Annotated in this window: 29 protein-coding genes and 1 tRNA gene; 16 read left to right on the top strand and 14 right to left on the bottom strand. The window is 61.8% G+C overall.

Going from position 1 to position 26,035, the window contains the following annotated elements:
- The first annotated feature begins 11 nt into the window (after positions 1-11).
- Entirely contained in the window at positions 12-404 is a 393-nt protein-coding gene (locus KJP28_RS13370) for a DUF1761 domain-containing protein (protein WP_218393116.1), read from the top strand.
- A gap of 255 nt (positions 405-659) precedes the next feature.
- On the opposite strand, the gene KJP28_RS13365 is transcribed toward KJP28_RS13370, so the two are convergent.
- Complete coding sequence (locus KJP28_RS13365) at positions 660-1,001, bottom strand: DUF2853 family protein (protein WP_218393115.1); 342 nt, start codon at positions 999-1,001, stop codon at positions 660-662.
- A 182-nt stretch (positions 1,002-1,183) separates the two neighbouring features.
- Between KJP28_RS13365 and lysM the strand changes: the two genes are divergently transcribed.
- Positions 1,184-1,597, top strand: coding sequence for a peptidoglycan-binding protein LysM (gene lysM / locus KJP28_RS13360; protein ID WP_218393114.1), 414 nt, complete (start codon positions 1,184-1,186; stop codon positions 1,595-1,597).
- Between the two features lie 48 nt (positions 1,598-1,645).
- Here the strand turns inward: lysM and KJP28_RS13355 are convergent, their stop codons facing one another.
- The 4 genes from KJP28_RS13355 to ahcY form a co-directional block, all read right to left on the bottom strand.
- Complete coding sequence (locus KJP28_RS13355) at positions 1,646-2,584, bottom strand: alpha/beta fold hydrolase (protein ID WP_218393112.1); 939 nt, start codon at positions 2,582-2,584, stop codon at positions 1,646-1,648.
- 39 nt (positions 2,585-2,623) lie between these two features.
- Entirely contained in the window at positions 2,624-3,604 is a 981-nt protein-coding gene (locus KJP28_RS13350; protein ID WP_218393110.1) for a ketopantoate reductase family protein, read from the bottom strand.
- 99 nt (positions 3,605-3,703) lie between these two features.
- A complete protein-coding gene (locus tag KJP28_RS13345; RefSeq protein ID WP_218393109.1) occupies positions 3,704-4,411 on the bottom strand; it encodes a hypothetical protein in 708 nt (235 codons plus the stop codon).
- A gap of 279 nt (positions 4,412-4,690) precedes the next feature.
- A complete protein-coding gene (gene ahcY, locus KJP28_RS13340) occupies positions 4,691-6,079 on the bottom strand; it encodes an adenosylhomocysteinase (RefSeq protein WP_218393108.1) in 1,389 nt (462 codons plus the stop codon).
- A gap of 186 nt (positions 6,080-6,265) precedes the next feature.
- On the opposite strand from ahcY, the gene KJP28_RS13335 reads away from it, so the two are divergent.
- From KJP28_RS13335 to KJP28_RS19995, 5 genes are all read left to right on the top strand, one after another.
- Positions 6,266-7,189, top strand: coding sequence for a class I SAM-dependent methyltransferase (locus tag KJP28_RS13335; RefSeq protein ID WP_218393106.1), 924 nt, complete (start codon positions 6,266-6,268; stop codon positions 7,187-7,189).
- Between the two features lie 54 nt (positions 7,190-7,243).
- Complete coding sequence (locus KJP28_RS13330) at positions 7,244-7,924, top strand: FkbM family methyltransferase (RefSeq protein WP_218393104.1); 681 nt, start codon at positions 7,244-7,246, stop codon at positions 7,922-7,924.
- Complete coding sequence (locus KJP28_RS13325) at positions 7,924-8,508, top strand: HD domain-containing protein (protein ID WP_218393102.1); 585 nt, start codon at positions 7,924-7,926, stop codon at positions 8,506-8,508. Before KJP28_RS13330 ends, KJP28_RS13325 begins: the two co-directional genes overlap by 1 nt.
- A 665-nt stretch (positions 8,509-9,173) precedes the next feature.
- Positions 9,174-9,416, top strand: a complete 243-nt coding sequence (locus KJP28_RS20000; RefSeq protein WP_255552417.1) for a CoA transferase — start codon at positions 9,174-9,176, stop codon at positions 9,414-9,416.
- Positions 9,404-9,607: a CoA transferase gene (locus KJP28_RS19995; protein WP_255552416.1), complete on the top strand. Its 204-nt coding sequence runs from the start codon at positions 9,404-9,406 to the stop codon at positions 9,605-9,607. Before KJP28_RS20000 ends, KJP28_RS19995 begins: the two co-directional genes overlap by 13 nt.
- A 22-nt stretch (positions 9,608-9,629) precedes the next feature.
- Here KJP28_RS19995 and KJP28_RS13315 read toward each other — a convergent pair whose 3' ends face one another.
- Positions 9,630-10,289 (bottom strand): FadR/GntR family transcriptional regulator, encoded by a 660-nt coding sequence (locus KJP28_RS13315; RefSeq protein WP_218393101.1) that lies wholly within the window; start codon positions 10,287-10,289, stop codon positions 9,630-9,632.
- A 122-nt stretch (positions 10,290-10,411) separates the two neighbouring features.
- Between KJP28_RS13315 and KJP28_RS13310 the strand changes: the two genes are divergently transcribed.
- The 6 genes from KJP28_RS13310 to KJP28_RS13285 are packed head-to-tail and all read left to right on the top strand — an operon-like array spanning position 10,412 to position 16,591.
- Entirely contained in the window at positions 10,412-11,425 is a 1,014-nt protein-coding gene (locus tag KJP28_RS13310) for an ornithine cyclodeaminase family protein (protein WP_218393099.1), read from the top strand.
- Positions 11,426-11,436: 11 nt separating this feature from the next.
- Complete coding sequence (locus KJP28_RS13305; protein ID WP_218393098.1) at positions 11,437-12,918, top strand: NAD-dependent succinate-semialdehyde dehydrogenase; 1,482 nt, start codon at positions 11,437-11,439, stop codon at positions 12,916-12,918.
- Positions 12,918-13,937, top strand: coding sequence for a dihydrodipicolinate synthase family protein (locus KJP28_RS13300; RefSeq protein ID WP_218393097.1), 1,020 nt, complete (start codon positions 12,918-12,920; stop codon positions 13,935-13,937). Before KJP28_RS13305 ends, KJP28_RS13300 begins: the two co-directional genes overlap by 1 nt.
- A gap of 36 nt (positions 13,938-13,973) precedes the next feature.
- Positions 13,974-14,954, top strand: a complete 981-nt coding sequence (locus KJP28_RS13295; protein ID WP_218393096.1) for an ABC transporter substrate-binding protein — start codon at positions 13,974-13,976, stop codon at positions 14,952-14,954.
- An 11-nt stretch (positions 14,955-14,965) separates the two neighbouring features.
- On the top strand, positions 14,966-15,775 hold the full coding sequence (locus KJP28_RS13290; protein WP_218393095.1) for an ABC transporter ATP-binding protein: 810 nt from the start codon (positions 14,966-14,968) through the stop codon (positions 15,773-15,775).
- Positions 15,776-15,778: 3 nt separating this feature from the next.
- Complete coding sequence (locus KJP28_RS13285) at positions 15,779-16,591, top strand: ABC transporter permease (RefSeq protein ID WP_218393094.1); 813 nt, start codon at positions 15,779-15,781, stop codon at positions 16,589-16,591.
- Between the two features lie 252 nt (positions 16,592-16,843).
- On the opposite strand, the gene KJP28_RS13280 is transcribed toward KJP28_RS13285, so the two are convergent.
- From KJP28_RS13280 to KJP28_RS13265, 4 genes are all read right to left on the bottom strand, one after another.
- Positions 16,844-16,920, bottom strand: a tRNA-Pro gene (locus tag KJP28_RS13280).
- Positions 16,921-16,964: 44 nt separating this feature from the next.
- On the bottom strand, positions 16,965-17,912 hold the full coding sequence (locus KJP28_RS13275; protein ID WP_218393092.1) for a DMT family transporter: 948 nt from the start codon (positions 17,910-17,912) through the stop codon (positions 16,965-16,967).
- A 62-nt stretch (positions 17,913-17,974) separates the two neighbouring features.
- Positions 17,975-18,319 (bottom strand): antibiotic biosynthesis monooxygenase family protein, encoded by a 345-nt coding sequence (locus tag KJP28_RS13270; protein ID WP_218393091.1) that lies wholly within the window; start codon positions 18,317-18,319, stop codon positions 17,975-17,977.
- Complete coding sequence (locus KJP28_RS13265) at positions 18,316-18,639, bottom strand: NIPSNAP family protein (protein ID WP_218393090.1); 324 nt, start codon at positions 18,637-18,639, stop codon at positions 18,316-18,318. Before KJP28_RS13265 ends, KJP28_RS13270 begins: the two co-directional genes overlap by 4 nt.
- Positions 18,640-18,750: 111 nt before the next feature.
- On the opposite strand from KJP28_RS13265, the gene KJP28_RS13260 reads away from it, so the two are divergent.
- A complete protein-coding gene (locus KJP28_RS13260; RefSeq protein WP_218393088.1) occupies positions 18,751-19,434 on the top strand; it encodes an ArsR/SmtB family transcription factor in 684 nt (227 codons plus the stop codon).
- Here KJP28_RS13260 and leuB read toward each other — a convergent pair.
- Both leuB and KJP28_RS13250 read right to left on the bottom strand, forming a co-directional pair.
- On the bottom strand, positions 19,431-20,534 hold the full coding sequence (leuB, locus tag KJP28_RS13255) for a 3-isopropylmalate dehydrogenase (RefSeq protein WP_218393086.1): 1,104 nt from the start codon (positions 20,532-20,534) through the stop codon (positions 19,431-19,433). The genes KJP28_RS13260 and leuB overlap by 4 nt on opposite strands.
- 58 nt (positions 20,535-20,592) lie before the next feature.
- A complete protein-coding gene (locus KJP28_RS13250; RefSeq protein ID WP_218393085.1) occupies positions 20,593-21,489 on the bottom strand; it encodes a LysR family transcriptional regulator in 897 nt (298 codons plus the stop codon).
- Between the two features lie 90 nt (positions 21,490-21,579).
- Between KJP28_RS13250 and KJP28_RS13245 the strand changes: the two genes are divergently transcribed.
- Positions 21,580-22,470: an NAD-dependent epimerase/dehydratase family protein gene (locus tag KJP28_RS13245; protein ID WP_218393084.1), complete on the top strand. Its 891-nt coding sequence runs from the start codon at positions 21,580-21,582 to the stop codon at positions 22,468-22,470.
- 3 nt (positions 22,471-22,473) lie between these two features.
- Here the strand turns inward: KJP28_RS13245 and KJP28_RS13240 are convergent, their stop codons facing one another.
- Positions 22,474-23,553 carry an endonuclease/exonuclease/phosphatase family protein gene (locus KJP28_RS13240; RefSeq protein ID WP_218393083.1) on the bottom strand — a complete coding sequence of 360 codons (1,080 nt, stop codon included), beginning with the start codon at positions 23,551-23,553 and terminating at the stop codon, positions 22,474-22,476.
- Positions 23,553-24,392 carry a hypothetical protein gene (locus tag KJP28_RS13235; RefSeq protein ID WP_218393082.1) on the bottom strand — a complete coding sequence of 280 codons (840 nt, stop codon included), beginning with the start codon at positions 24,390-24,392 and terminating at the stop codon, positions 23,553-23,555. The genes KJP28_RS13240 and KJP28_RS13235 overlap by 1 nt, the downstream gene beginning before the upstream one ends.
- A 397-nt stretch (positions 24,393-24,789) precedes the next feature.
- Between KJP28_RS13235 and KJP28_RS13230 the strand changes: the two genes are divergently transcribed.
- The gene (locus KJP28_RS13230; protein WP_218393080.1) at positions 24,790-26,004 is read left to right on the top strand and encodes an MFS transporter; all 1,215 of its coding nucleotides are present in this window, start codon (positions 24,790-24,792) and stop codon (positions 26,002-26,004) included.
- Positions 26,005-26,035: the final 31 nt, after the last annotated feature.

The raw sequence follows: 26,035 nt of genomic DNA, 5'->3' as shown, positions 1-26,035 counted from the left end.
GAGGGACTAACATGGGTATTCTCGCAATTCTGGTCGCCGCGGCCGGGTCGTGGATCTTCGGCGCGGTCTGGTACATGGCGCTGTCCAAACCGTGGATGAAGGCCGCCGAGGTCAAAACGGGGACTGACGGCAAGCCGCTGGGTGGCGCGCTTCCGTTCATCATCTCATTCATCGTGATGATCATCGTCGCCGGCTTCATGCGCCATATATTCGCGATGGCGGGCATCGACACGGTTGGCAAGGGGCTGACGTCGGGGCTTGGGATCGGACTTTTCTTCATCGCGCCCTGGACACTCATCAACAATGCCTATGCCGGGCGGCCCTATCTGTTGTCGGTGATCGACGGCGGATACTCGGTCTTCGGCTGCGCGATCATCGGCATCGTGCTTACGCTTTTCGGCTAAAAAATATGGAGGGCCCGACCACCCCGACCGGACCCTCCATCCACCCCACGCGCTCCCTCAGCACCGCACGTGTCTCTTGAATAAGGGTCCGACCGTCCTGGTCGTCGGGAAATTCATATCTCGCGTGAACGAGTCGCTCAACAAGCGAGTGATTAAGATTCTCGGCAAATTGCGTTGACTGGTCGCGAACGCGGTCGACCGCCAAACGACAAGGGGCGCCCCGACGGGCGCCCCATCTTGCAAACCGAACGCGCGTTACTTGTAGACCGACTCTTTGCCGAAATGCTTGACCAGCATGTAATAGACAACGGTGCGGTATTTGTTCCGTTCGGAACGGCCATAGGTTTCGATCACCGCATTGATCGCGTCCATCAACTGAGGCCCGTCCGCGAGGCCGAGCTTCTTGACGAGGAAGTTGTTTTTCACCGTCTCGAGTTCGCTTTGCTGAGATCCCGCCACCGTCGATGCGTCAGCGTCATAGATGGAGGGTCCGCATCCGATTGTCACTTTCGTCAGCAGGTCCATGTCCGGCGACATGCCACACTTACTTTTTAGATCGTCGGCATATTGCGCGATCAGATCGTCACGTTTGCCCATGTAATAGCTCCCATTTCTGTCCACGGGCCTCCGGCCCCGAGGCAAGCCTAAGGTCAGGGAGGCCAAAAACAAGAAAAAACATGGCTGCCAGGCAGGCGAAGTTGTCGCGCCATAATTGAGACTTGTCCAACCCTCGGCCACGGCGCAACATGGGGCCGGACTTATTCGCATTGGAGAGTATCATGGGTCTTTGGAATTTCGTGAAGGGTGCTGGCAAATCACTGTTCGGCGGTGAGGACGCGAAAAACGAAGAAGCTTTGAAGAAGGAAGTCGAAGAGCTCGGCGTCTCGACCGAAGGGCTCGATATCAAGGTCGATGGAGACAAGGTGACGGTCAAAGGCGGGTCGATGTCGACCGCCGAGAAAGAAAAGGTGATCCTGGCTGTCGGGAACGTCGACGGTATCGCCGAGGTCGAGGCCGATGTGGAGACGGAGACGCTTTTCCATACGGTCGAAAAAGGCGACACGCTTTGGGCAATCGCGCAGAAAACCCTGGGCGATGGCAACCGCTACAACGAAATCTTCGAGGCGAACAAGCCGATGCTCAAGCATCCGGACAAGATCTATCCCGGACAGGTGCTTCGGATCGAGACCTGAGGTACGCCTCACGCTCAAGCGGCGCTGCCCGGGGTCCGGGCAGCGTTTTCATTCGGCGAGAAATGCCGCGATCCGTTGCGCCGTTTCGGGATCATTGAGAATGTCGAGATGACCGAGGCCTTGCATCAACTCATAGCTTCCCGCATCCGAAACCCCTGACATCACCGGCTCGTATTGATCGGCTCGAAATGCCTCGTCCAGTTCGCCAGCGAGCAACAGGAAAGGCGGAAGCGCAGCGATGTCTTCAAGATACTTGGCGCGTGGGGCGAAGCCGGTATTGAGCCGGTAGGAATAAGACTGCGTCGCCCATTGCCCCTGTTCGCTGTTCAGAACCTCTTGCGGCAGATTGAATTCGATCACCTTGAGGCCGTTCAGGGCCCGGATACCTGCCGTATTCAACATGGACAGACCGATGATGCGGCGAATTTGCGGTTCCGCCCAGTGGCTGTCGTCACGTGCAGTCGGTGCGTTGTAGCGGAGGAAGGGCGCGATCAGGACGGCCTTGTTCATCAGGTCGCGGTATGGGCCGCCGGCGAGCCGGATGGTCAGCCCACCCCCAGAGCTGTGTCCAACGAAGTCTGCGCGCTCGGCCCCGATGTGCGCCGCGAGGTCCGCCATGTCGTCCTCGAGTTGTCGAATGTAGCGGATGTCGCCGCGTGGGTTCGCGAACGGTCCGTGGCCCCGCAAGTCCGGGATGACCACGCGCCGTCCTGTGCGATCCGCTACTGCGCGACCGAGCGTTTCATAAGCTGCGCCATGCCAACCCGAACCGTGGATCAAGACGATCGGCGGTTCGTCTCCGGGCAGATCGCGAAAGGCAAGCGTCGCGCCATCGCGCGCGGTGAATTCGGTGAGGGGAACCACGGGCGGCGGTCCTCCGGTCTGAAAACCGAGGCTCTCGCCTTCCACGATGCCATCAGGTTTCTGGCTCAGGATCAGAACGCCTGCGATGATGAGGAACACGCCGCCGGAAATTGCCGCGGCCATCAGAATTTTTGCAATCAAAATGAAATCCCGTGGTTGTAGCTAGCCGTTACTCTTGTCGATCTCGGCGTAAATGTCCGCAACAGAGACGGATCCCACCTTCTGCCCCTCCTGCGCCATGCGTGCCCCGATACGTGTGAGCGCGGCGTTTACCGGTGTCGGCACGTCATGAAGACGACCCAGCAGGACGATCTCGCCATTGAGCCAATCGGTCTCGACACTGCCGGTCCCACGGACGAGGCTTTGCGCGGTCGATGTGCCGACCGCCTCGACACCGGGGACGCGCGTCCAGTTCATATGCGCCTTCCGATCGGGGTGATCCATTCCTACGTCTTCCCAAGACACCCCGGCCTTTCTGAACACGGCAATCGCTTCAGCTTTCGCCGCCTCACGCAATTCCTCGCCTTCGGGCGCATTGTGACCCAGGGCGGCCCCTATGATATTCGACAGGTTCATGATGAGCTTGCCGTGTTTCGACGCCATGACGTCATTGCGGGTGAAGGCCGCGAACCCGGCTTTTGTCAACGCACCGGCGAGTTCGTCATCGGCGCTGTCCGCACCGGAAGGGTAACGACCGATGTAGAAAAGGCCCAACTTGGGTTGGCTTTGGACGGCGACCTCTCCGGGTTGCACGAATATTGCGGGCATCATGACCGTCACGCCATGAACGTTTGCGAAGTATCGCAGCGCGCGCGGCTCGTTTCCGACGCCGTTCTGCAGGCAGAAGATCGGCTGCGTTACGACACCGGCCGCGCGCAGGTCTTCGAGCGCAGCAGCGGTATGCTGGCCTTTCATGGCGAGCAGGATCGCGTCGTCCGGTCCGATACGCGCCTCCCGCGGGGTCGCGACCACGTCGAGCGGTTGCGTGAACGTTTCCGTCGGGGTGCGCAGCGTAAGACCGTGTTCGCGGATGGCGCTTAGTTGCGCACCTCTCGCAATTGCCGTTGTTTCATGGCCGGATCGCGTGAGTGCGGCGGCAATCCCGCCTCCAATCGCACCGGTCCCGTATATGATGATCCGCATTTGCACCCCCCGATTTCGCGCGATCCTGCGCGGGGGTGCTCGAACATGCAAGAGGCGCGCCCCGAAGGACGCGCCTCATCGCCAAAGTACGATCGCAGATCACTGCGTGGTCGTCTCTTCGGTCTCTTCTTCGGCGGGCTCTTCCATGGTGTCACCTTCAGCAGCCGGTTCTTCCATGGTATCGTCTTCCGCGGCTTCCTCTTCCATGGCGCCTTCTTCCATGGTGCCTTCTTCCTCGGTCATAGCACCTTCTTCAGGTGCTGCGTCGTCCGAAGCCGTGGCGTCGGAGCCAGAAGCATCCATGCCTTCTTCAGGCGCTTCCGCGACGAGCAGGTCCGAAATCGGCGTTTCGTCCGGCAGGCCCTCGACATTGGATTCGTCGAATTCAGGCGTTTCCTTCAAGGTCTCCTTGTCGGTCGCCAGTTCGAAGCCCATACCGTCGTCGGTCAGTTCGAAGTCGGACAGGGGCAGGGCGACGGTGTATTCACCAAGGCCGAGGAAGCCACCGATACCGATCACGGCTTCAGGCTCGGAGCCGGTATCGATCACATAGTCGATCTCACCGATGCGGTTGCCTTCCGGATCGTAGGCCACGAAGCCGACAACGTCGCCGACAGTCATCTCTTCAAGCGACGTAAAGGACGGAGCCGGGGCCATTTCGGTCTCGGTGCCGGTCGCTTCGCCAGTCATTTCACCTGTTTCGGGTGCCTCGACCGTGCCGGTTTCAGCATTCGTGTCCTGTGCAATCGCACCGCCTGCAATAAGGGCAGCGATGCCCGCACTCATCATAAATTTCTTAAGTTCCATAGCGTGCCTCCTTTTTACACGATTTGGGTAGGCAACGGCGGCGTGAGCGTTCCGTTCCCGCTGCATCGCGGCGGAATCGGTTGCGTGGCGGATTTCAGCCCGCAAGACACGACCCATTGAGCGGTTTCTGGCGCATAACCAGAGCGGCGGGAACCTTCGCGAGCCCAGAATAAAGGACTGTTTTATATATAAAAATTTAGGCGCCGCGCTTTTCCGCGCGGCGCCCTGTCTCAAGTTCCGATCGAATGACGGGCTTTTTCGACGCCCGCGAGTGATCAGTCAGTAGCGGTAGTGCTCAGGCTTGTAAGGCCCCTCCGGCGTGACACCGATATAGGCGGCCTGTTCCGGGGTGAGTTTCGAGAGTTTCACACCGATCCGGTCGAGGTGAAGCAACGCTACCTTCTCGTCCAGATGCTTGGGTAGGATATAGACCTCGTTCCCGTAATTTTCGCCGCGCTGCCACAGCTCGATCTGGGCGAGCACCTGGTTCGTGAAGGACGCCGACATGACGAAGGACGGATGGCCGGTCGCATTGCCCAGGTTCAACAGGCGACCTTCGGACAGGAGGATGATGCGATTGCCCGAGGGCATCTCGATCATGTCGACCTGTTCTTTGATGTTCGTCCACTTGTGGTTCTTCAGTGCGGCAACCTGAATTTCGTTGTCGAAATGACCGATGTTGCCGACGATCGCCATATCCTTCATCGCGCGCATGTGCTCGATGCGGATGATGTCCTTGTTGCCAGTCGTAGTGATGAAGATGTCGGCGCTGTCGACCACGTCTTCGAGCGTGACGACCTCGAACCCGTCCATCGCCGCCTGAAGCGCGCAGATCGGGTCGATTTCGGTCACTTTCACCCGTGCTCCCGCGCCCCGCAGCGATGCCGCCGAGCCTTTGCCCACGTCGCCGTAGCCGCAGACCACGGCGACCTTGCCGGCCATCATGGTGTCCGTGGCGCGCCGAATACCGTCAACCAGCGATTCCTTGCAGCCATACTTGTTGTCGAACTTTGACTTGGTGACGCTGTCGTTCACGTTGATCGCCGGGAAGGGAAGCCGCCCCTCACGCTGAAGCTCATACAGGCGGTGGACGCCGGTGGTGGTTTCTTCCGACACGCCCTTGATCGCGTCGCGTACCTTGGTGAACCAGCCGGGGCTTTCCTTCATCCGCTTGGCGATCTGCTTCTTGATGACTTCTTCTTCTTCCGACTGCGGGGCCGGGATGATGTCTTCGCCCGCCTCGGCACGCGCGCCCAGCAGGACATAGAGCGTCGCATCGCCACCATCGTCGAGGATCATGTTGGGGCCCTCGTCGAACTGGAAACTCTTGTCGAGGTAATCCCAGTGCTCTTCGAGCGTCTGGCCCTTGACCGCGAAGACCGGAATATCCGCCGCTGCAATCGCCGCCGCCGCGTGATCCTGCGTTGAAAAGATGTTGCAGGACGCCCAGCGCACATCGGCCCCCAATGCCACGAGCGTTTCGATCAGAACCGCGGTCTGGATCGTCATGTGAAGCGAACCGACGATACGCGCGCCCTTGAGCGGTTTCTCTTCACCAAACTCGGCGCGACACGCCATCAGCCCCGGCATTTCCGTCTCGGCGATATCGAGTTCCTTGCGCCCGTAATCGGCGAGTGAAATGTCCTTCACAATGTAATCGTTTGCCAAGGTCTGTGCCCTTCGTTGTTGGGAAATTCGGTTCGGCGATACCATTGCGTTCTCATGACTGCAACATTCTAGGATTCACGGCAGCATTCAGAGGTATGAGACGCAATATTTCGGCTCGATGGTTTCTTTGCTCCTCGAACTGGTGTTTACAGAGCGGGTATTTCACATTCTTGCGGAGGTTTGATTTTGAAACAACTTGATGATTTGTCTGACGAAACGATCCGCTCGGACGATTGGTATTACAAGATCGAACTTCGCCCGGATGTCATGACCGGTGGTCGCGTCCGGGGCACGAGTTCGATGACCAGGCAGATCGTGCGCAACATCGACCTCGAAGGCCAACGGTGCCTGGATATCGGCATGCAGGAAGGCCTTCTGTCTGTCCTGATGGCTCGTCAGGGTGCCGCCAATGTGTCTGGCTACGACAGGTTGAACCTGACCGATCGACTCGCGCTGGTACAGGAGGCATATGACGTTTCATTTGATTACTACCATTCGCTCGAGCTTACGGATCTTGCCGACCGCTTGCGCGCACAGGACGTTCCCCTGTTCGATGTGGGCGTATTCGCGGGTGTCCTCTATCACATGGTCGATCCGCTCGCCGGGCTCGCAGCGGCGCGTGCGCATGTGCGGGAGGGCGGTATCATGCTCCTCGAGACTTCAGTGACCGCGACCGGAGACTATGCCGCCCAGTTCAATGCCGGAGGCCGATTTTACGGGGGATCCAACTATTTCCAGATCTCTCTGGGGTGCTTCGATTACTTCGCTCGGATGCTTCGCATGAAGCCGATCGATCTCCTTTTCAAGGCGCCAAGCAAAGACAACATCAGCCGCGTTTGCATCGTTTGTCGCGTGACCGACCAAGCGATCCCGAACGAGGGTGATACCTGGATGGATGGACCTTGGGTCGCGCAGGATTTCCGTGTCGCGGGGTTGGATTTCGCAAACAACCGATCGGATCTTGCACCCGTGGGGTATACGCCCATCAACCCGGATCTCGTATATCGGAAAGGAACCGATTGCGTCGACGTCTGGGAAACCTTCGAGGCATCGAAACCGCACCGCGGCAAGGCCTCGGAAGGCGAATTGTATCTGTCCGATACCGAATGATCCGCTCCCATCATCCCGATTGACAGCCATTGCCGTATCAGGCCTTTTGCATCCATGTCTGAGCAGGTTTTCGAAAACGAGTATGGGCGCTATTCGGTGCCGGAACAGCTGGATACACGACCCGCTGTGAGGAGGATCAAGGCCGGCGAAGTGTATGAGCCGAAAACGATCGCCTTCATGCGCGATGCGGTCGGAACCGGGGATATCATTCATGCCGGCACGTTCTTCGGCGATTTTCTCCCCGGCCTGTCGTCGGCCCTCGCGCCCGATGCTCGTATCTGGGCGTTCGAACCGAACCCGGCAAGCTACCGCCACGCCACCGAAACTATCCAGCTTAACGATCTGACCAATGTAAGCCTGACGAATGCGGCACTATCAAACCGCTCCGGTTCGATCCATTTCCGGACCCATGACGAAGCGGGCGCGGCTCTGGGCGGGCATTCGCATTTCGTTGACGGTTCCGGACTGGGCGTCGAAGAAGTCGCCTCGGTGATGCTCGATTTCGCCGTTCCGCTCGACAGGCCTGTTTCGGTCCTTCAGTTGGACATCGAGGGGCATGAGATCGAGGCCCTGTGGGGCGCTTACCATATCATCAACCGCTGGAAACCCATTCTCGTCCTCGAAGAATTCGACCGGCCGCGATGGATCCGAAAGCAATTCCCGCGCGTGAAGTATGAACGCCGCGGCCGGCTTCACGGCAACGTCGTTTATCTGCCCGAGGGGCGCGAACTCTGATGGCACGCGCATGGCAAAGGATGCTGTCGGGCCGACGTCTCGATCTGCTCGACCCGACGCCGGTCGATATCGAAGTCGAGGATATCGCGCACGGGCTGGCCTTCGTTGCCCGGTGGAATGGCCAGACCCATGGCGATTTTCCCTACAGCGTTGCCGAACACTCGATCCTGGTCGAAGAGCTCTTTTCCCGGATGAACCCGAGCGCGCCAGTGAAGTGGCGTCTGGCTGCCTTGTTGCACGATGGCCCCGAATACGTGATCGGAGACATGATATCGCCGGTGAAGGCTGCCGTGGGACCCGGCTATGGTGAACTTGACGAAAGATTGCAGGCGGCCATCCACATGCGTTTCGGGCTGCCCGCAAAAGTCCCCGCGACCGTGAAGAAAGCGATCAAGAAAGCCGATCGCGTGTCGGCCTGGCTCGAAGCGACGCAGATCGCGGGATTTTCCATCGTGGAATCGGACAGGTTCTTCGGCCATCCCGACGAAGGCCTGATCTCCGACATCCAGATCGAACCCCGTCCTCCGGTCAAAGTCCGCCGGGATTTCGTCCAACGTTTCGAAACGCTTCTCGGGGATGTGTAGCCGGGTCCGTGCAGAGAGAATGGCCGACGTCGCTCTGACGAGCCGCGCCCACGGGTTTCCCAGACGTTCCCCGGACTCCCACAGACCTCCCGGCACCGCGCATATCCTACACGACCCATCCGGAGCTGCCTGAAATCCTATACCCTGCATGTTATCTCAAAACTGAAAGCGTGCGCTCTCCGGCAGCACACATGCCGCAGGGCCACGCTCTACGCTGCGTACCATGTGCCTGACATGGCGCTTAGGGAACCAATGCTCCTGTTGGATTCAGGAGTTTTCGTTATCTCGGAAGCCATTTCCATTAATACCCAGAGGTAATACGGCGTGTCGTAGGTGGACCGTTTTTTGTAAGGTCGCATCCCGCCGAACGTGTGTTTGTTTTCCACCGAAACTTGCGCCATCCATAGACTGACAAGCAACTCGAACTGCCGCAGTGTTGCGACTGAATCTCTGTCTTTCCTTTTCATAGTCATTCTAAACCTCCGATCTTTCACAGTCCGGTGGTCCAATTCAACGAGACTGTAACAAGGGCCGTCAGTCACTCCTGCAAAATCCAAAACGGTTCCGGCAATCGTTCCAAAACCCAGAACCAACCTTTAGAAATGTTATGATTTTAAGATACTCCGCCTTCCCTATGGTATGAGGTGGGAGGAAATGTCGTGACTATGCACAAGCCATTGTCTGGAAATCGCGTCGTTGCGATGAGCCATATTGTGATGGGGCCGTCGGCGGGGATGTTACTAGCCTTCCTCGGGGCGGAAGTGATCAAGGTTGAACCACCAGAGTATGACAAGACGAGGCACGTGACCGGTATGGGATCGGAGTTTTATCCGACCTTCAATCGCGGCAAAAAGTCCGTCCCGCATGATGTCAAAGGCCCCAACTCCTTGCTGCTCTGCACAACTTAATCTCTACGGCCGATGTCTTCGTCGAGAACTTTCGTGACCAGACGCTCGACCTGCTTGGCTTGTCCGCCGCCGCACTGCGCGAAGAGCATCCGCGCCTACGGCGCCGGGTCTTGCAAAACCAATTGGCGACCGGTGTGACGCCCAAGGCGCGCACCAGAGCGCTTGGTGTCGCGATCAACTGTTCTTTCTGAGGCGCCAGCTCTCGTTGACGCCCTATCTCAGCCCGAACAATTGCTCCCGGACCGACGTCAGGTGCTCTCGCATTGCGTTCTCGGCGCTTTCGGGGTCGCCGTTTCGGATTGCGGCAACGATGGCCTCATGCTGGCGGTTGGTGGCGGAGGGCGCGGTCTCTTGGCCGAACACGGCGTTCAGCCGGGTGTCGAGCCCGCTGCGACCCTGGCCGCGCAGCGTATCGTGCAGCAAAAGCAACAGCGGATTGCGGGTCGCCGTCGCGATCAGGCGGTGAAGCCGTTCGTCCAGCCGTTTCCATTGTGCGTATGACGCCGCCGTTTCCATTTCGGTCAGGCATTTCTCCATCGCCGACAGGTCCGCGGGCCGCGCATTGATCGCGGCCTGACCGGCGAGCATCGGTTCCAGCAGGCGCCGGGCATCCATGATGTCGCCAAGGCTGACGTCCGCCGCCCATTCGGGCGCGGTCGGGTCGATTTCGCGCTCGCCGATAAAGGTGCCCTTGCCGACGTGTCGCCAGATCAGCCCCTCGTCCTCCACGCGCTTCAGAAGCGTGCGCAGACGCCCCCGCGACACGTCGAGCGCCTCGGCCAGCTTTGGTTCGGGCGGAAGCTGGTTATTTCCGCGTTCGGCCTCGCCTTCGATGAAGGCGCGCAGCCGGGAAAGATCGTCGATACCGTCCAAGAGGCCTCCTGTGATTGCCCGTTTTTAACGGGTGCCGCCGCTTCGCTCAATCAATATCAATCATTTTATTGACATGCATCAATAATGCATTTACCACGCTTCGACATGGGAATGAGGGTGGTATGAGCGGAACAAGCGCGGAATTGACCTTGGGCACCCGGTTCGTCGGCGGCGACGCTGTCGAGCGGGCGTTCGATTGGGGGCAGGCCATCGAAGCCTTGCGCGCGGCCTATGCGGGCGAGGTGACCGAGGCGATGTTTCCTGACCGGACCATGGCGCGGGGCGAGGGGCTTTGGCTGCGCACCCTCAGCGGTATCGCGCCCGACGGCGGGATGATGGGTGCCAAGATGATCGCCGCGAACTTCCGCGCGGGCCGGGTGAGCTATCTGATCCCGCTCTTCGATCAGCAATCGGTCGAACTGCGTGCGCTCTTGGACGGGAACGCGATCACCGGGTTTCGCACGGCGGCGACCACCGCGCTGGCGCTCGACGCCCTCGGCCGTCCGGGCGCGGTCAGGGTCGGGCTGCTCGGCACCGGGTTCGAGGCACAAAACCATCTGCGCGCGCTTGCCGCCCTGCGGGACATCGTCCGGGTCGAGGTGTTCAGTCCGTCACCGGACAGTCGGGCGCGGTTCATTGCAGCGGTGGCGGATCTGGGTCTGGACGTGGCAGGGCGCGACAATGCGAATGCCGTGGTCGCCGCCGCCCCCGACATGCTGATCTGCGCCGCGCGGGCGCGGGACGAACAACCGCTCTTCGACGGCGCGCGCCTTGCGCCCGGCATGACGGTCGCCTCCATCGGATCGACCCTGCCGGAGCAGCGCGAGGTCGACGTGACGACGCTCAGCCGTGCCGCGCGGATCGTGGCGGACATGCCGAACGAGGTGGCGCATGACACGGGCGACCTGATCGCCGCGAAGGCCGACGGTGCTGACCTGACAGACCGGATTGTCGCGCTGGCCGATGTGATCGGCGGGCGCATCAAGGGGCGCGAAAGCGCGGATGAAATCGTGCTCTACAAATCGGTCGGCGGGGCCATTCAGGACCTGGCCGTCGCGGCAATGTGCTTTCACAGGGCCGAAGCGATGGGTCTGGGCGTGATGCTGCCGGACACCATCCGACCGGTTCTGAAATGAGGGCGGGGCGAATGACGGGCAGAGATATCCTTTCTGATACCGGGCTCTGGCGCGATGCGGCCTATGTGAACGGCGCGTGGGTGTCGGACGGCAAGGCGGGGACCATGGACCTGTGCAATCCGGCGACCGGGGCCATGCTCGCCAAGCTGCCGCAGTTCGATGCCGGGCAGGTGCGGGGCGCGGTGGATGCGGCGGACGCGGCGTTCGGGCCGTGGCGGCTGCGACCGGCCAAGGACCGCGCGAAGCTCTTGCGCGGCTGGTTCGATCTGATGACCGAGCACGCCGAGGATCTGGCGCGGCTCATCGTGCTGGAAGAGGGCAAGCCGTTTGCCGAAGCCAAGGGCGAGGTCGCCTATGCCGCGTCCTTCGTCGAATGGTTCGCGGAAGAGGCCAAGCGCATCCGGGGCGACGTGATGGCCGCGCCCGAGGCCGGGCGGCGGATCGTCGTCCTGAAGGAACCCGTGGGCGTCTGCGCCGCGATCACGCCGTGGAACTTTCCGGCGGCGATGATAACGCGCAAGGCTGCGCCGGCGCTGGCGGCGGGCTGCACGATGGTCGTGAAGCCTGCCGGCCAAACGCCGCTGACCGCGCTGGCGCTTGCGGAACTCGCGGACCGGGCGGGCATCCCGGCGGGGGTCTTCAACGTGGTGCTGGGGCGGGCGAGGGTTGTGGGCGGCGAACTGACAGCCAACCCCAAGGTGCGTAAGATCACCTTCACCGGGTCGACCGAGGTCGGGCGGCTGCTGCTCGAGCAATCCGCCGCGACGATCAAGAAGGCGTCGATGGAACTGGGCGGCAACGCGCCGCTTCTGGTCTTTGACGATGCCGATCTGGACGAGGCCGTCGACGGGTTCATCGCCACGAAATACCGCAACACCGGACAGGCCTGCATCAGCGCGAACCGGGCCTATGTGCAGGCCGGTATCCACGATGCTTTCGTCGCACGGCTTGCGGAAAAGGTCGGCGCACTGAAGGTGGGCGAGGGGTTCGAGGACGGCGTCCAGCAAGGCCCGCTGATCGACGCGGCGGCGGTCGAGAAAGTCAAGGATCACATCGCAGACGCCGTGGCCCATGGGGCGCAGGTCGTCTGCGGCGGGGCCACGCACAATCGCGGGCCACTGTTCTTTCAGCCGACCGTGCTGTCGGGCGTCACGCAGGCGATGAAGATCACGCGGGAAGAGACGTTCGGCCCCATAGCGCCGGTCGTGAAATTCGAGACCGAGGGCGAGGCCGTCGCGATGGCCAACGACACCGAGTTTGGGCTGGCCGCCTATCTGTTCGCCCGCGACGGCGCGCGGCTCTGGCGCGTGTCGGCGGCGCTTGAGGCCGGGATGATCGGGGTCAACACCGGCCTCATCTCGAACGAGGTCGCGCCGTTCGGCGGGATCAAGCAGTCGGGGATCGGCCGCGAAGGTTCGGTCTACGGCATCGATGAATTCATGGAACAGAAATACCTGGCCTGGGCCGGGGCAGGAGAGGCGGAGCTGGTCTGATGGCACGATATACGAAGGATGAGGCGCGCAAATGGGTGCGCGAGACGCTGGTGGGCGCGGTCAACTGCACGATCCCGTCGTTCTCGAATGACCTCACCCGGATCAACGAGGCCGCGATCCGGCACGACACCCGGCTTGCCATCGAACACGGCTTTGTTGGTTCGCTCGCCGTGTCCGAAGTGTCGATCACGCTGCCGGAGTACATCGACTTCATGCGGATCATGAAGGCCGAGGCGGGCGACGATCTGGTCATCGTGCATCACGCAAGCTGGAACACGCTGGAGCAGAACATCGAGGCCGTCCAGTTGGCCGAGGAGGCGGGTGCGGAGTTCGTGCTCCTGTCCTATCCGCCCGCGTTCTATCCCGAGAGCGAGGATGACATCTACGATTACACGCGCGCGATCTGCGATGCGACGAACCTCGCCGTGATGCTGTTTCCGATGTTCCTGTGGGGCTTCAACACGCGGGTTCACCCCTCGGATATTCCGACCAGCGTGATGCGGCGGCTCATCGACGATTGCCCCAACGTGGCGGCGATCAAGGCCGAAGGGGGCTTTCCGTCGATCCAGAGCGTGATCGAATGTCACCGCCTGTTCGGGGACGAGGTGGTGATCTCGATGCCGATCGAGGGCGAGTTGATCCCGCTGTCGCAGGTCATGCCGCTGCAATTGTCGGCCACGTCCGATCACGAATACTGGGGGCCGCTCATCCCGCAGGTGATGCAGCATCTGCAGAGCGGCGAATACGACGCGGCGACCGAGATTTACTGGCGGATGCACCCGGCGCGAAAGGCCAAGGGGATGGTCGCGCAGCAGATGCACGGCGGGTTCTTCATCAACCGCTACGTCTGGAAGTTTCAGGGCTGGCTTCAGGGCTACAACGGCGGGCCGCTTCGGATGCCGACCCAGCGCATCCACGATCCGCAGATGAACGCGCTGCGCAAAGGGCTGATCGACGCCGGGTTGTCCCCGTCGATGGAGCCGTTCCGCGACTTTTTCATCGGACGTCATCCGATGTGACCGCGCCCGACACGGCGCATTTTCAGGGAGAGAGAGATGAAACGACTGATCGCAACGCTGGCCATGGCCGCGGGCCTTGCCGCCCCCGCGCTGGCCGAGGACGTGGTGAAGTTCGGCAGCCTCAGGGTGCCGGTGCAGGTCTATGCCGGGATGGGAAAAGGCTTCTTCGAGGCCGAGGGGATCACGGTGGAACCGACGTTCTTCAAGTCAGGGTCCGAGATCGCGCCTGCGGTCGCCACGGGTCAGGTCGATGCGGCCATCACCACCTCGGGCGCGGCGCTGTTCAACGCGCTGGCGCGGGGGGCGGAGTTCACAATCGTCGCCGAGGCACTGAACATCGAACCGGGCGCGCCGGGCGGTGATCCGACCGCTATCATGGTGCGCAGCGACGCCGGGATCGATAGCGGCGCGGACCTTGCCGGCAAGAAGATCGCGGTGACCGCGCCGGGGCAGATCCTCGACATGATCGTGAACGAATACATCGTGCAGTCGGGCGTAAACCCGGAGGACGTGACCAAGGTGGGCATGGCCCCGCCCGACATGGTGCCTGCGCTGACCAACGGATCGGTCGACGCCGCGATCATGATCGACCCGTTCCAGTCCATCGCGCTTGGCGGCGGCACCGTCACGCGGCTTGTCCGCGCGTCCGAGGTGATGCCGGGCACCTCGCAGGCCTTCATGGTCTATTCGAACGGGATGATGGAGCGCGAAGACGTCGCCGTGCGGTTCCTGCGCGCCTACAAGGCCACGAACGACTGGATCCGCGAAGCGCTCGCCACGCCCGAGGGGCGCACCGAACTTGCCGGATACTATCAGCAATACGTCCCCGCGAAGGACGCGAGCGTATATGAGAAGATCGCGATGGGCACGGCGTCCGAAAGCCTCGCCGTGAACGTGGACGGCGATTATGGCCTGCGCTGGCAGATGCAGACGCTCATCGACGCTGGGCTTATCCCGCAGGCGCCCGATCTGGACGCGCATCTGAACACCGCGCTTCTCGAACAGGCGATGAACTAGGTCCGGGCGTGATGACAGGCAAGATCGAAGTGGACGGGGTCGCCAAGGTGTTCGGCGACCCCCAGCGGGGCTTCCGGGCCATCGACAAGGTGGACCTGACGATTGCGGACGGCGAATTCGTCTGCATCGTCGGCCCGTCGGGCTGTGGTAAATCGACCCTTATCCGCATGTTCGCCGGGCTGGAGCATCCCTCGGAGGGGCAGATCCAGATCGCGCATGACAATCCAGACCGGCCCGTGACCGCGATGATCTTTCAGCAGGAAAGCGCGTTTCCGTGGCTGACCGTGGCCGACAACGCGGCCTATGGCCTGCGCGCGTCGGGCACGTGGAAGGGCGCCGAAAGCCAGGAGCGGGTGGATTACTTCCTGCAAAAGACCGGGCTTTATTCCTTCCGCGGTTTTCGCCCCGACCAGTTGTCGGGCGGGATGAAACAGCGCCTCTCCATTGCGCGCGCTTTCGCGACCAATCCCGAAGTGCTGCTGATGGACGAACCCTTCGCCGCGCTCGACGAGCAGAACAAGCTCATCATGCAGGAAGAGCTTGCGACGTTGTGGGAGGAGTTCCGCTCTACAGTCGTCTTTATCACGCACGGGTTGGACGAAGCGGTGCTTCTGGGCGACCGCGTCGTGGTCATGTCGTCGGCGCCGGGGCGGTTCATTCACAGCCTCGACATCGACCTGCCGCGTCCGCGCAAATCGGCCGAGATCCGGCGCACGCCGGAGTTCGGGGCGCTCACCGCCGAGCTTTGGGACATTCTGGGGCATGAGGTGCGCACCGCGCGCCAGCAGGAAGCCGACCGTATTCAGGCGGCGGGGAGGTAAGCCATGGCCACCATCGAAACCATCGACGTCAGCCGCGCGCCGCGCAAGGGCACGCGGCGGGTGCTGGGGATGCCGATCGGGCTGATCTCGCCCATCGTGCTTCTGGGACTGTGGGAAATCGCCGCGCGGACCGGGGCGATCAACGTCACGTTCTTTCCCGCGCCCTCCACCATCCTTGCCACAGGGTTCGCGCAGGCACAGACCGCGCAGTTCTGGGGCGACCTTGGCATCAGCCTGCAACGCATCGCGGTGGGTCTGGTTATGGGCGCGGTGCCGGGCGTTCTGGTCGGGTTGGCCATGGGCCTGTTCCGCCCCGTGCGCGAGGCGCTGAACCCGCTGATCGCCGCGCTGTTCCCGATCCCGAAAATCGCGCTTCTGCCGCTCCTGCTTCTGATCTTCGGTATCGGTGAGACGTCGAAATACGTCACCATCGCGATCAACGTCTTTTTCCTAATGACGATCAACACATTCGCGGGTGTGGTCAGCACGCCGAAGATATATTTCGAGGTTGCGCAGAACCTGAAAGCTTCGCGCCTCAAGACCTATCTCACCGTGGCGCTGCCCGGTGCGCTTCCGGGCATCTTCACGGGGCTGCGCATCTGCATGGGCACGGCGCTGATCCTGCTGGTGGCGGTCGAGTTCTCGACGGCAGACAGCGGCGTCGGCTATCGCATCTGGTGGGCGTGGACGGTGTTCTGGGTCGACACGATGTATGTCGGCTTCCTCGTCATCGCGATCCTCGGGCTGGGCTTCTCCTACGCCGTCGATTTCCTCGAACGGCTGGTGATCCCGTGGCATCGCAAGCACGAGCGGTGATCGCCCTCTGGACGGGATTGTGCCGCGTCCGTCCAAGGGCTGCCGTTGGCGGAGCAAGACAAGACGCTCCGCGCCACTGCCCGCCACGGTGCCCCTGACGGCGTGACACCTGACACAGCCGACAACGCGCCCGCATCGTGATCCGGGCGCGCTTCCTGTTCATATTGACTAGATCGAACAAAATCCCGATCCAAACTGTCGCAGTCGGAGCCCAGAAAACAAAAAAAGACGCCCGAAGGCGCCTTGTTTTATTGGTCGGAGTGAGAGGATTCGAACCTCCGACCCCTGCCTCCCGAAGACAGTGCTCTACCAGGCTGAGCTACACTCCGACCGTGGCGGGCGGGATAGCCCAAGCGGGTCGGCTTGGCAAGCGTTATCCGCGTGCTTTTTGGCGGCGCAGAAACACGGATATGCGGAAACTTGCAGCGGTCATGCCGCGCGACCGGGTGCGCAGCACCGGGGTTTGCGATTTCGCGCCTAGACGGGTTTCGCGGAACACGATGTAGAGGCCGGACAGGATGATGATTCCCGCGCCTATCACGGTTGCACGCTCGACCTCTTCACCGAACAGGAAATAGCCAAAGATGCTGGCCCAGATGATCTGCGAATACTGCATCGGGGCGACGATGGCCGCGTCTCCGTTCCGGTAGGCAGCGATCAGGACAAGTCCGGCGGTGAAGCCGAGCGCCGAGATCACCACGACCCCCCCGAGATCGACGAGCGGCATCGGCACATAGACGAAGCACATCAGGATGCCCATGACGATAAACGCGGCCACCATCGGATAGAGCATGAGCACCACGGGGCGCTCATCCTGCCCGATCTTGCGAACGATGATCGAGGCCATCGCGTTCGACACCGCAGACGTGATCCCGGCGAGATGGCCGAGGGTCAACTCCGTCGCGCCGGGTTGCAGGACGATGAGCACGCCGATCAGGCCGAGGAGCACCGCGCCAAGCCGATGCACGCCGACCTTTTCGCCAAGAATGGGGATGGACAGGAGCGTGATGAGAAGCGGGGTGGCGAACAGCAGCACATAGGTCTGCGCCAGCGGCAGCACCGAAAACGCGTAGAAGGCGGTAAAACCCGTGATCGTGGCAAACCCGGTGCGGATCGCAAGCCACCACGGATGCACAGGCCGCAGATTCCCGTGACTCGCGTCCTTGATCAGCATGAACATCACCAGCGGGAACGAGAACAGCGTGGTGAAAAAGATCAGCTGGAACGGCGAATATGTCCCGCCGAGGAATTTGATGACCACGTCATGGGTCGCAAATATCGCGAACGCCAAAAGCGCGTAGAGGGGTCCTGCGAGGTTCATGGGTGCTCCGTTTTCAATTGAACGTAACACCCAAGTTTTCGCGATGTTCAACCCGCGAAATGTTAACCATTCAGTTCCCGGCTGTCGGCTGGCGCTTGGTCACGGTCATTCATGCCGTAGTCCCGCAAAACATGCGCGATGCGTAAACGATAATCAGCGAAGAGACCATTTCGGCCCGCCGCCTGTGCGCCCCGGTGTCGGGTCGTGTTGCGCCACTCGGTCACCGCCTCCTCGTTCTCGAACACTGAAAACGAAAGCAACTTGCCGGGCGTCGTCAGGCTCTCGAACCGTTCGACCGAAATGAAGCCGGGTATCTTCTCGACCTCGGAGCGCATCTTTGCGGCCAAGTCGAGGTAGTCGGCTGTGCGACCTTCGGCCGGGGTCACTTCGAAAATCACTGCGATCATGTCGGGTCTCCATGCGGGGCGCTGGCGAGCTTGAGAAACGTTCGGTCCTCTCGCCGGATGAAACGTCGTGCCTGCGCGAATTCGTAATTCTCGCGCCCCAGCGGATCAGCTGCAAGTGCGGCGCGGTAACCTTCGTAGGCAGCAAGGGACGGGAGCGTGTAGACGCCATAAGCCAGCGTGGATGAGCCTTCGTGTGGCGCGTAATAACCTATGAGGTCGGCACCGCACCGCGGGATGCACCGGCCCCAGGTGCGGGCGTATGTCTCGAAATCGGCCTTCTGGGACGGTTCGATCTCGTACCGGATGAAACAGGTTATCATGGGCGGGGCTCCTTTCTCGGTGACGATGCCACACGCTGCAATCGCAATGCTTCGGCGGCGGCCGAACGATCCGCGCTTGACCGGGGAGGGCGGCCCGGCGACGCTCATGACATGAAAGAGGGCCCCGACATTTCCCGCCTCGGCGCGCTGATCGGCGATCCCGCGCGCGCCAATATCCTGACCGCGCTTTTGGCGGGTCGAGCGCTCACGGCGTCCGAGCTTGCGAACGAGGCCGGTGTCACCGCGCAGACGGCGTCTGGCCATCTCAAACTCATGGAGGACGCTGGGCTTTTGTGGCGTCGAAGACAGGGGCGGCACCATTACTTTGCGCTGGCGGGCGATGAGGTCGGCTACATGCTGGAAAGCCTCTTGGGCTTTGCCGCCGGAATGGGTCACCTGCGCACCCGGACCGGACCGCGCGACGACGCGATGCGCGAGGCGCGGGTGTGCTACGACCACCTTGCGGGCGCGGCGGGCGTGCGGATGTTCGACAGCCTCGTGACTACCGGCGCGATCCGGGCCGAGCGTGAGGATTTGCGTCTGACCGATGCAGGTCGCGGGCAAATAGCCGTGCTGGGTATCGACCCCGCTTCGGTTGATACCAGCAAGCGTCCGGTATGTCGCGCCTGCCTCGATTGGTCCGAGCGGCGCACGCATCTTGCAGGAGCGTTGGGCGCTGCCCTGCTCGACCGGATCTACGACCTGAAATGGGCGAACCGCGCACCCGAAGGTCGCGCGGTTCTGTTTACGAGCAAAGGGCGGACGGCATTCGAAGCCGCCTTCCCGCTGGGTTAGAGCGAAGCGTCCAGCGCCGCGAGTATCGCGTCGCCCATATCCGACGTCGAAACCGGCGTCACGCCTTCATCGCCCAAAAGGTCGGCGGTCCGTTTGCCATCTGCCAGCACCGTCTCGACGGCGGCTTCCAGACGATCCGCTTCTTCGCCAAGATCGAAGGAATAGCGCAGCGCCATGGCGAAGCTGGTGATACAGGCGATCGGGTTCGCCTTGCCCTGACCTGCGATGTCCGGGGCCGACCCGTGCACGGGCTCATAAAGCGCTTTCGGGCGACCGTTTTCCATCGGTGCGCCCAGTGACGCGGACGGCAACATCCCGAGCGACCCGGTCAGCATCGCGGCCACGTCCGACAGGATGTCGCCAAAGAGGTTGTCGGTCACGATCACGTCGAACTGCTTGGGCCAGCGGGTGAGCTGCATGGCGCCAGCGTCGGCATACATATGCGAAAGCTCGACCTCGGGGTAATCGCGTGCCACTTCCGTCACGATTTCGCGCCAGAGAATGCCGGATTCCATCACGTTGGCCTTTTCCATCGAGCACAGGCGCTTGTCCCGCTTCATCGCAAGCTCGAACGCCGACCGCGCCACGCGGTCGATCTCGCTTTCCGTGTAGCGCTGGGTGTTGATCCCCACACGCTCGTTGCCTTCTTCGAAGATCCCTCGCGGCTCGCCGAAGTAAACACCCGAGGTCAGCTCACGCACGATCATGATGTCCAGACCGGCAATCACCTCTTCCTTGAGCGACGAAAAATGCGCCAGCGCGTCAAAGCACTGCGCCGGCCGCAGGTTCGAGAACAGGTCCATTTCCTTGCGCAAACGCAGAAGGCCGCGCTCGGGCTTCACCGAGAAGTCCAGATCGTCATATTTCGGGCCACCCACGGCACCGAGCAAGACCGCGTCGACCTCCTGAGCCTTCGCCATCGTCTCATCGGCCAGCGGCACGCCGTGCTTGTCATAGGCAGCGCCGCCCACGAGGTCTTCGGACACGTCGAACGACAGGTCGCGTTTGTCGGCGTACCAGTCGATGATGCGGCGCACTTCGGCCATGACTTCGGGGCCGATCCCGTCGCCGGGGAGGATGAGGATGGAGCCAACGCTCATGGTCACTGTCCTTGCTGAATGAATGTTGGCGAGGGCGTAGCCTGACCAAGCGGCAGGGTCAAGAAACGGCGCGGGGCAGTTCCTCGACCAGCATGTCCCAGACGCGGGCGACACGCGGCACCTTTCGCATCGCTTCGTGCGCCGTGAGCCAGATCGGAAGCGCGGGCAATTCCATGTCCGGGAACAACCGTTCGACCGCAGGATTGGTGTGTGCGGTCGCGACCTGGGCGATCCCAATGCCGCACCCAGCCGCGATCAGCCGCCAGTTCCCTGCCTGATCGTCGGTGCGCGTGGCAAAGAAATTGCGATCCACCGGCCACCCAAGCTCGCGCATGCCTCTGAGCATGAGGTCCGAGCGGTCGTATCCGACCCAGTCCATCTCGAGCATCTCCGTGACCGTGTCGGGTCGCCCCACGCGATCGAGATAGGAGGTCGCGGCATAGATGCCGAGCGGCAGATCCACGACATGCCGCGTCACCATGTCGAGTTGATCCGGGCGATACATGCGCAACGCAATGTCGGCTTCGCGGAAAAGCAGGTTGTCGGTGCTGTCCGTCGCCTCAAGTTCGATCTGTATCCCCGGTTCATCGGCGCGCAAACGGGCGAGGATCGGAGGCAGCACGAAATGCGACACGATCACGCTCGCGGTCAGCCGCACGGTCCCGGTGGGCACGCGATCCTGCCCGGCGGCGATCATGTTGATCTGTCCCGCGGCGTCCCGCATCGTCTGCGCCGAGGGCAGCACGGCATGACCTATTTCGGTCAGGGTCAACCCCTTCGCATGTCTTTGGAACAGCTCGACCCCAAGCGTTTCCTCGACCTCCCTGATCTGCCGTCCGACAGTGGGCTGGCTGGAGCCGAGCACGCGGGCCGCGCCGGAAAGCGATCCTTGTTCCGCGACCGCAAGGAAGGCGCGGATCAGTGTCCAGTCGACGGATGTAATCATTTTGTCCATTCAATCCTGAATACCAGACCTACGGTTTGAGGCAATTCCGGTATGCATTTGAACACTTATGTTCTGTTCATGACATTCATGGAGACACCAATGACCCGAACCGTTCTTATTCTCGGTGCATCCGGCAAGATCGGCACCCACGCCGCGCGCGTATTCGCCGCCGCGGGCTGGCACGTGCGCCGCTTCGACCGCGCCCGTGACGATATGCTCGAAGCTGCACAGGGCTGCGACGTCATCGTCAACGGGATGAACCCGCCGAATTATCACAATTGGGAAGAGATCATTCCCCTCATCACGACACAGGTCATCGCCGCCGCTCGTGCTTCACACGCCACGGTGATCGTGCCCGGCAACGTCTACAATTTCGGAGACACACCGGGCGAATGGTCCGAGCAGACACCGCATCGTCCCGTGTCCAGGAAGGGCCGCGTGCGCACCGAGATGGAAGAGACCTATCGTGCATCGGGTGTGAAGACGATCATCCTGCGTGCGGGCAATTTCATCGACCCGGACAGCGCCGACGATGTGGCGTCGCTCATGATCCTGAACGGGATCGCGCGTGGGAAGATCACCTATCCCGGCAGCCCGGACGTGAAACAGCCGTGGTGCTACCTGCCCGACTGGGCCCGCGCCGCCGTGATGCTGGCAGAACGACGCGACCAGCTTGATACATTCGAAGACATCCCCTTCCCGGGCCATGTCTTTACGCTTGCCGAATTGCGACAGGCCGTCGAAATGCAGCTCGGTCACGACGTGCGCGTCACGCGGTTTCCGTGGTGGGCGATGACGCTTGCAAGCCCGGTTTGGGAACTTGCCCGTGAGTTGCGCGAAATGCGCTATCTGTGGGAAACGCCGCACACGCTTTCGTCCCGTCGACTGGCCGAGGTTCTGCCGGACTTCGAGCCGACGCCATTTCACGCCGTCGTGCGTGGGATGTTGCCCGAAGCCGAGGCGCAAGTCGCATCCCCTGCGCCCGCCTGAGCGTTACGGGAGCAGAACGTCGACCCAGACGAGCCTGTGGCGGCTCGCCGTCGCCACGACCTTCGCCATCGGGTCGGCGGACAGGGGCCAGAACACGCCTGAATCCACCAGCGTCAGGCCCGCATCCGGCAGAACATAATCTACACGAAGGTTTCCCGGCTCAGGATCGTCGAAATCGGCGGTGTCCAGAGCCGGGTTGCCCTTGTGCTCGGGATTGGAGGCTTCGGTGCCTCCAGCGCTCACCGGCTGCGGATCGCGCAGTCTCGGATCATCCAGAAGAGCCTGCATCGCGTCGTGCCAACCATCGCCATCGGACGGATCTATGTTCGATACGCCCGCAAGAACGACGGGGCGTTGTGGCGGGTCGAACGGCAGGTCGCCGTCAAGGAACATGCGCCAGAATCGTGCTTCGTCGGCCCCGCGCCGACCGTTGAGGTCCTCTGGCCCATCGAACACCGGCGTATTGCCATGCCAGACCATGAGGTCGATTTCTCGTCCGCCAAGGTCGACCGGAACAACCCAATGCCCCACCGATGACAGGCGTTGCACGGCACGTGCTTCGGCGGATGGAAACGGTCCGCCCGGAGCTTCGGGAGCGAGGTTGTCGGGGAGATCGGCCCAGAGGAAGCCAGAGAAACTCCGGGCGGCCCCCAACGGACGCTTCGAGAGGACGGCCATTCCGCCCTGACCCGTGAACCGGCCATATCCGAAGGCATCCTCCGGTCCGTCATCATATCCGTCGCCGTTCAAATCGACGCCCGAAGGGACACCCGTGTTGGGCTGAGGTGCGTAGGCATAGGGATAGTCATGGCCCAGCTCGGCCAGGAGTTTCGTGAACGCGCCTAGTGCGTGGCTTTCAAGGTCGTGATCGAAACCGGCGAGGTGAACGATGTCTGGCGCGATGTGCGCAATCACATTGGCGACTGCGACCACCTGTGCGTCTCGGTCGAGAATATCGGCGAGCAGGACCCCCGGCCCGTCCCGGGTCAATTCCGTGTGGAAGGTCGCGATGCGGATCGGGTCGGCTCGTCCAGTCGTGCCGGCCAAAGCCAGAACGACCACGATCAACGCCCCCCAGCGCATCAGGCCGGTTGTAATCCAGGCGCGTCGGCTTTCGCCGAGTTGCGCGCTCGCTGTTCGCAGATGAGCGTGGCCACCCTTTGCATTGCGATGCCGCGCATAAACAGGGATGCGGGGAGGAAGGCCCAGGCAGAGATCGTCCAGATCATCGTCTGATCGTTGGTGATGACCACCGACCCGAACATCCCCGAAGCCGCCTTGATGATCGCGGGCGTGATGAACGGTAGCAAGAAGCCAAGCGCCACGTTGAACCGGGCGTCACGCTCCAACCGATCGACCACATCGCCTCCGGCCGTCGGATCGAACATCGGCAAGTTGACCCAGACGTTGAACCCACCGCGACGTTTTGGCCAGCCAGTCACGCGCAGCGAGATGATGAAGATCGCCAGCGAGACCAGCGAGATCAGGTAAGACATGCCCGCTGCCATCCGAAGCGTTATGATTTCCTGCGCGGTCGCGCCTTCGGGAAGCATGAGCACGATCAACCGCACGGGCGAGTAGGGGAAATCAATCGCATTTCCGATAAGGGAGCCAATGGCGGCGACGAAATGCGCATATGTCGACGCCTCCGGATTGCCGCGCGCAACGGTGGAGAGCAGGATCACGGTGATGAACAATGAAAAGAAGCGAATGCGGTTGAACGGCGGCGCTTCACGGAACTCGACCAGACCGGGATACGTCGAGGCGTACTCGAACGTCGTCAAGGCAAAACCGAAAATCGCGGCGAGCGCGACGATCTGCGATGTTTCCTGGTGAATTCCTGGGAGCATCAGCGATGGGGTGATGATCAGCAAGACCACCATGAACGCACGGATGAGTGCCCCGACGACACGAGAAGTCAATGCCCTATTCCCTCGTACTGGCCGCGCGGGATTCGATGCCCCGTCGCTTGTTCCATTCCGGGTCCGTCAAATGTGACGGCCTGCCTTATCATTGCCATAATCTTGCCCAAATCTATGCCTCGCATCAAGCAACGCATTGACCCAACGAAAGTTTTTGGGCGGTTTTGGGTTGGGAGTGGTGCTTTTGTGCACCGATCCGGCGGCAGAAATTTGGCGGGCTTGTGTGACTCCACTATGGGTCGCTGTTAATGCAGAAAACCCAACAAAATATAGGTTTTGGTCGTTGACGAACACGCAACGATAAGCGGGTTGAGCGGTCCGTGTTTGCGCGTGTACGCGTGTCAACTTGCCGAAAAACCGGTTTTGTCTCGAAGTTCGGCCATTTAAGGGCAGTCAGATGTTAACGTTTTTGGCAAAAAATTTACGCTGGCTCGCGACCGGACTTCTGCTCACGTTCGCGTCGTCTTTCGGCCAGACATGGTTCATTTCCCTCTTCGCGGGAGAAATCCGCGAGACCCACGGGCTGACCAACGGCGGATGGGGTGGGCTCTACACGATCGCCACGCTCGCCTCCGCAGCACTCCTGTTCTCGCGTGGTGCGCTGGTCGACACGATGCGGCTTTCGCGCCTGTCGCTCGGCGTGAGTCTACTGTTCGCGCTGGCCTGTGTCGGCATGGCTGTCTCGCCGAACGTGGTCGTTCTGGGCTGTGCCGTGTTCCTGCTAAGGTTCTGTGGACAAGGCATGTTTTCGCACATGGCCGTCACCTCGATGGGCCGCTGGTTCATCGCAACGCGGGGACGCGCAGTCGCCATCGCATCGCTCGGGCATCCGGTGGGCGAGGCGCTTCTCCCGATGGTCTTCGTCGCCCTTATCGGCACGCTCGGCTGGCGCGTGTCATGGGGCATCGCGGCGGCGGCGCTTCTGCTGATCGTCATCCCGCTTCTCGCGGTTCTCCTCGCGCAAGACCGCCAGCCACAGGGCGAGGCAGCGGCCCCGGAAGCCAGCGCCGGTCTGGGTGGCAAGCACTGGCTGCGCCGGGACCTTGTGCGCCATTGGTTGTTCTATGCGATCCTGCCGCTTTTCCTCACCCCGCCGTTCATCGGAACCGTGATCTTCTTTCAGCAGGTGAACGTCGCTGAGACGAAAGGCTGGACGCTGGCGCAGATGGCACCGGGCTACGTGATCTGGGCCGCTGTTTCAGTAACCTTCGCGCTCATCGCAGGCTGGGCCAGCGACCGTTTCGGGCCGGAGCGGCTACTTCCCATCCTGCTGATCCCGATGGGGCTGTCTCTGTTCCTGCTGGCCCCGGCCGAGACCCACACGACATGGTTCGCCGTGCTGGGTATCATGGCGATGACACAGGGTGCCGCGCAGAGTTTTCTGGGGGCGTTTCTGCCGAGGGTCTATGGCACGCGGCACCTCGGCGCGGTGCGGTCCCTTCAGACCGTCATCATGGTCATTTCGACCGCGATCGGGCCGGGGATCACGGGCGTTCTGATCGACGCGGGCGTGGACTTTCCGACGCAGGGCATCGGGTTCGGCATCTGGTGTCTGGTGCTGAGCGCAGCGATGCTACCGGTCGTGGCGAAGCTGCGCCGCGAGCTGACATAGCCAACAAAAAAAGGGCGGAGCCGCGGCCCCG

This window comes from Maritimibacter dapengensis, from assembly GCF_019218265.1.
GTDB lineage: Bacteria > Pseudomonadota > Alphaproteobacteria > Rhodobacterales > Rhodobacteraceae > Maritimibacter > Maritimibacter dapengensis.
This window is presented reverse-complemented; position numbering and strand designations above follow the sequence as displayed.

Excerpts from the sequence above, each read along its gene's own strand:
- KJP28_RS13370 (WP_218393116.1), top strand. The coding sequence starts at position 12 with ATGGGTATTCTCGCAATTCTGGTCGCCGCGGCCGGGTCGTGGATCTTC.
- KJP28_RS13365 (WP_218393115.1), bottom strand. The coding sequence starts at position 1,001 with ATGGGCAAACGTGACGATCTGATCGCGCAATATGCCGACGATCTAAAA.
- lysM (WP_218393114.1), top strand. The coding sequence starts at position 1,184 with ATGGGTCTTTGGAATTTCGTGAAGGGTGCTGGCAAATCACTGTTCGGC.
- KJP28_RS13355 (WP_218393112.1), bottom strand. The coding sequence starts at position 2,584 with ATGGCCGCGGCAATTTCCGGCGGCGTGTTCCTCATCATCGCAGGCGTT.
- KJP28_RS13350 (WP_218393110.1), bottom strand. The coding sequence starts at position 3,604 with ATGCGGATCATCATATACGGGACCGGTGCGATTGGAGGCGGGATTGCC.
- KJP28_RS13345 (WP_218393109.1), bottom strand. The coding sequence starts at position 4,411 with ATGGAACTTAAGAAATTTATGATGAGTGCGGGCATCGCTGCCCTTATT.
- KJP28_RS13330 (WP_218393104.1), top strand. The coding sequence starts at position 7,244 with ATGTCTGAGCAGGTTTTCGAAAACGAGTATGGGCGCTATTCGGTGCCG.
- KJP28_RS13325 (WP_218393102.1), top strand. The coding sequence starts at position 7,924 with ATGGCACGCGCATGGCAAAGGATGCTGTCGGGCCGACGTCTCGATCTG.
- KJP28_RS20000 (WP_255552417.1), top strand. The coding sequence starts at position 9,174 with ATGCACAAGCCATTGTCTGGAAATCGCGTCGTTGCGATGAGCCATATT.
- KJP28_RS13310 (WP_218393099.1), top strand. The coding sequence starts at position 10,412 with ATGAGCGGAACAAGCGCGGAATTGACCTTGGGCACCCGGTTCGTCGGC.
- KJP28_RS13305 (WP_218393098.1), top strand. The coding sequence starts at position 11,437 with ATGACGGGCAGAGATATCCTTTCTGATACCGGGCTCTGGCGCGATGCG.
- KJP28_RS13300 (WP_218393097.1), top strand. The coding sequence starts at position 12,918 with ATGGCACGATATACGAAGGATGAGGCGCGCAAATGGGTGCGCGAGACG.
- KJP28_RS13295 (WP_218393096.1), top strand. The coding sequence starts at position 13,974 with ATGAAACGACTGATCGCAACGCTGGCCATGGCCGCGGGCCTTGCCGCC.
- KJP28_RS13290 (WP_218393095.1), top strand. The coding sequence starts at position 14,966 with ATGACAGGCAAGATCGAAGTGGACGGGGTCGCCAAGGTGTTCGGCGAC.
- KJP28_RS13285 (WP_218393094.1), top strand. The coding sequence starts at position 15,779 with ATGGCCACCATCGAAACCATCGACGTCAGCCGCGCGCCGCGCAAGGGC.
- KJP28_RS13275 (WP_218393092.1), bottom strand. The coding sequence starts at position 17,912 with ATGAACCTCGCAGGACCCCTCTACGCGCTTTTGGCGTTCGCGATATTT.
- KJP28_RS13270 (WP_218393091.1), bottom strand. The coding sequence starts at position 18,319 with ATGATCGCAGTGATTTTCGAAGTGACCCCGGCCGAAGGTCGCACAGCC.
- KJP28_RS13265 (WP_218393090.1), bottom strand. The coding sequence starts at position 18,639 with ATGATAACCTGTTTCATCCGGTACGAGATCGAACCGTCCCAGAAGGCC.
- KJP28_RS13260 (WP_218393088.1), top strand. The coding sequence starts at position 18,751 with ATGAAAGAGGGCCCCGACATTTCCCGCCTCGGCGCGCTGATCGGCGAT.
- leuB (WP_218393086.1), bottom strand. The coding sequence starts at position 20,534 with ATGAGCGTTGGCTCCATCCTCATCCTCCCCGGCGACGGGATCGGCCCC.
- KJP28_RS13250 (WP_218393085.1), bottom strand. The coding sequence starts at position 21,489 with ATGGACAAAATGATTACATCCGTCGACTGGACACTGATCCGCGCCTTC.
- KJP28_RS13245 (WP_218393084.1), top strand. The coding sequence starts at position 21,580 with ATGACCCGAACCGTTCTTATTCTCGGTGCATCCGGCAAGATCGGCACC.
- KJP28_RS13240 (WP_218393083.1), bottom strand. The coding sequence starts at position 23,553 with ATGCGCTGGGGGGCGTTGATCGTGGTCGTTCTGGCTTTGGCCGGCACG.
- KJP28_RS13230 (WP_218393080.1), top strand. The coding sequence starts at position 24,790 with ATGTTAACGTTTTTGGCAAAAAATTTACGCTGGCTCGCGACCGGACTT.